This is a genomic window from Variovorax boronicumulans (assembly GCF_040544675.1).
In the GTDB taxonomy this organism is placed as follows: Bacteria; Pseudomonadota; Gammaproteobacteria; order Burkholderiales; family Burkholderiaceae_C; genus Variovorax; species Variovorax boronicumulans_D.
Genome location: NZ_JBEPKK010000043.1, coordinates 1 through 3,487, shown reverse-complemented (window position 1 = coordinate 3,487; position 3,487 = coordinate 1). Strand labels below are relative to the sequence as shown.

General features: G+C 71.6%; 2 protein-coding genes. Both read right to left on the bottom strand.

Annotation, left to right across the window (positions count from 1 at the left end; all coding sequences use genetic code 11):
• Positions 1 to 464: condensation domain-containing protein (locus ABIC90_RS27260; protein ID WP_354359846.1), on the bottom strand; the 464-nt coding region annotated here is incomplete at its 3' end.
• A gap of 13 nt (positions 465 to 477) precedes the next feature.
• A partial coding sequence (locus ABIC90_RS27255; protein WP_354359844.1) for an amino acid adenylation domain-containing protein occupies positions 478 to 3,487 on the bottom strand: 3,010 nt, incomplete at its 5' end.

Genomic DNA, 3,487 nt, shown 5'->3' with positions numbered 1-3,487 from the left:
GACCAGCCGTCCGAGACGATGTGGTGCATCGTCACCAGCAGCACGTGCTCCTGCTCGGCCAGCTTGAGCAGTCGGGCGCGGATGAGCGGGCCGCGAGACAGGTCGAACGGCGCACCTGCCTCCTCGGCGGCGAGACTCTTGAGCACCGCTTCGGGCGCAGCATGCCCGGACAGATCGACCTGTGTCAGCGCAAGACCCGCGTCCGGCTCCGCAATGATTTGCATGGGCTCGTCCTCGATCAAGGCGAACGAGGTGCGCAGCGCCTCATGGCGCGCGACGATGCAGTCCAGGGCTGCTTGCAGCGCGGCGACGTGCAGCGCCCCGCGCAGGCGCACGCCACCGGGTATGACGTAGGCGGCCGCCGCGCGCGGATCCAGCTGCGCCAGGAACCAGAGTCGCTGCTGCGCGAACGAAAGCGGCACCGCAATGACTTCGTCTTTTATCGCTCGATCTACTGCATTCATTCGGCAAGTCGGTTTATGTAAGAGGAATGCCCACACGCTTGCGGTACGCGCTGCGGTCCAGGGGCAGGATGGGCGCCGCCACACAGCTTTCTGCGGCGGCGACCCGATGGGCGAAGGCGTCGAGCGTCGAATGGCTGAACACGTCCGTCAGCGCCACTTCCAGGCCGAGCCGGGCGCGCACGCGGGAGACCAGCTGCACGGCCAGCAGCGAGTGCCCGCCGAGCTCGAAGAAGTTGTCGGCGCGGCCGATGCGCTCCAATCCAAGCAGGTCCTGCCAGATCGCCGCCAGCTCTTCTTCGATCTCGCCTTGCGGCGGCTCGAACGCGCGCGTGCCGTAGGCCGCATCGCCCGGCGCGGGCAGCGCACGGCGGTCCAGCTTGCCGTTGGGCGTGAGCGGCAGCGCTTCCAGATGCACGTAGGCGGCCGGCACCATGTACTCGGGCAGCCGGGTGGCCAGCTGCTCGCGCAGCGCCACTGCCTGTACGTCCTCACCGGTGAGGTAGGCCACCAATTGGCGGTCGGCACCCTCGCCACGTGCCAGCACGACGGCCTCGCGCACCCCGGCACAGGCTGACAGCGCCGCCTCGATCTCGCCCAGCTCGATCCGAAACCCCCGCACCTTCACCTGGTGGTCGTTGCGCCCCAGGTACTCGAGCGTGCCATCGGCGCGCCAACGCGCCAGGTCGCCGCTTCTGTACATGCGCGAGCCCGGCGCGCCGAACGGATCGGGCACGAAGCGCTCGGCGGTGAGATCGGGGCGGTTCAGGTAGCCGCGTGCCAGTTGCACCCCGGCGATGTGCAGCTCGCCGGCCACGCCCGCCGGAGCAAGCTGGCCGTGCGCATCCAGCACGTGGATGCGCATGTTGGCGATGGGTTGCCCGATGGGCACCATGTGGCCCGCGTGGTGCGCCGACACGTCGTGCACGACGCAGCCCACCGTCGTCTCGGTGGGCCCGTACTCGTTGACCAGCCGCACCTGGGGCGCATGCTCGCGCCACAGCGCCACGGTGGCCGCCGGCAGCGCCTCGCCGCCGACCACGAAGAGCTGGGCGGCGCAGGGCGCGCCTTGGCCGGCCAGCGCCTGCCCCAGCACCTCCAGGTGCGCCGGGGTGATCTTCACCAGCCCGAGCGGGGCGGGCTGCTGCAGCCGGTGCTGCAGGGCCTGCAGCTCCTGGTGCTCGGGCAGCAGCAGCACCGGGGCCCCGCACAGAAGCGGCACCAGCAGGCTGGTGAGCGTGGCGTCGAAGGCCAGCGACGACGACACCACTGAACCCGCGGCGGGTGCGTAACGGCCGCAGGCCCACTGCAGGTAGTTCAGCGCCGCCGCGTGCGCCACCATCACGCCCTTGGGGCGGCCGGTGGAGCCGGAGGTGTAGATGACGTAGGCCAGGTGCCCGGGCGCCAGGCCCGGCACCGCAGGCGCCGTGGGCGCCGCAGACGCCGCAGATGTTCCCGGCAGCGCGAGCCAGGGTGCCTGGGCGTCGTCCAGCAGCAGCACGCGCAGCGCCGGCATGCCCGCGGGCAGGTTCGACTCCAGGCGCGACTCGGTCAACACGCAGCGCGCGCGGCAGTCGCGCAGCATGAAGGCCAGCCGCTCGGTCGGGTAGGCCGGGTCCAGCGGCACGTAGGCGCCGCCGGCCTTGAGCGTGGCCAGCAGCGCCACGACCATGGACACGCCGCGCTCGAGCAGCAGCGCCACGCGTGCGTCCGGGCCCACGCCCAAGGATCGCAGGTGGTGCGCCAGCCGGTTCGCCCGTGCGTCCAGCTCGGCGTAGCTGAGCGACTCGTCTTCGAAGACCAGCGCCACAGCGTCCGGCGTGCGCTCGACCTGATCCTCGAACAGCGCGTGGATGCAGCCATCGGCGGCGAACTCGCGCGCGGTGTCGTTCCAGTCCACCAGCAGCTGCCGGCGTTCGGCCTGGGCCAGCAGCGGCAACTGCGCCACGCGCGTCTCGTCGCGCATCGCGTCGCCCGCCACGAAGCCCTGCAGCAGGGTGTGCAGGTGGGCGACGAAGCGCTCGACACTGGCGCGCTCGAACAGCGCCGTGGCGTAGCTCAGCGCACCGCCGATCACGCCGCCCGAGTCGCCCAGGTCGAGCGCGAGATCGAACTGCGCGGCGCGCCGGGCGCGCTCGATGGCCTGCAACTGCAAGCCGGGCATGACGAGCGATCCGCCCGGCGTGTTCTGCCAGCCGAACCAGACCTGGAACAGCGGCTGATGGGCCATGCTGCGCACCGGGTTGAGCGCCTCGATGACCTGCTCGAAGGGCACGTCCTGGTGCGCCTGCGCGGCCAGCGTGGTGGCCCTGACCTGGGCCAGCAGCTCGCCCACCGAGGGGTTGCCCGACAGCTCGATGCGCAGCGCCAGGGTGTTCACGAAGAAGCCGATCACCGGCTCGATCTCGGCGCGCCCGCGGTTGGCGCTGGGCGAGCCGATGACCACATCGCCCTGGCCGCTCAGGCGCGCCAGCAACACCGCCCAGGCCGCCAGCAGCGTCATGTACGGGGTGCAGCCGTGGCGCTCGCCCAGCGCGCGCAGCGCCTGCGAGAGCGCCGGATCGAGCGTGATGGGCACGCTGTCGCCGGCGTAGTCCTGCGTGCCCGGGCGCGCATGGTCGCAGGGCAACTCCAGCAGCGCAGGGGCGCCTTGCAGGTGCTCGCGCCAGAAGCCCAGCTGGCGCTGCAGCAGCGCTCCGCTGATCCAGCGGTGCTGCCACACCGCATGGTCGGCGTACTGCACCGCCAGCGGCGCCAGCGGGTCGGGCAGCCCTTGCACATACGCTCCGTACAGCGCGCTCAGCTCGTCGATGAGCAGCCCCATCGACCAGCCGTCCGAGACGATGTGGTGCATCGTCACCAGCAGCACGTGCTCCTGCTCGGCCAGCTTCAGCAGGCGGCCGCGGATGAGCGGGCCGTGCGCCAGATCGAACGGCGCGGCTGCTTCCTCCTGCGCGTGGCGATCAACCTCGCTCGACGCATGCCCCCGCTCCGCCAGCTCCGCCAGCCCCGCCAGCCCCGCCAGC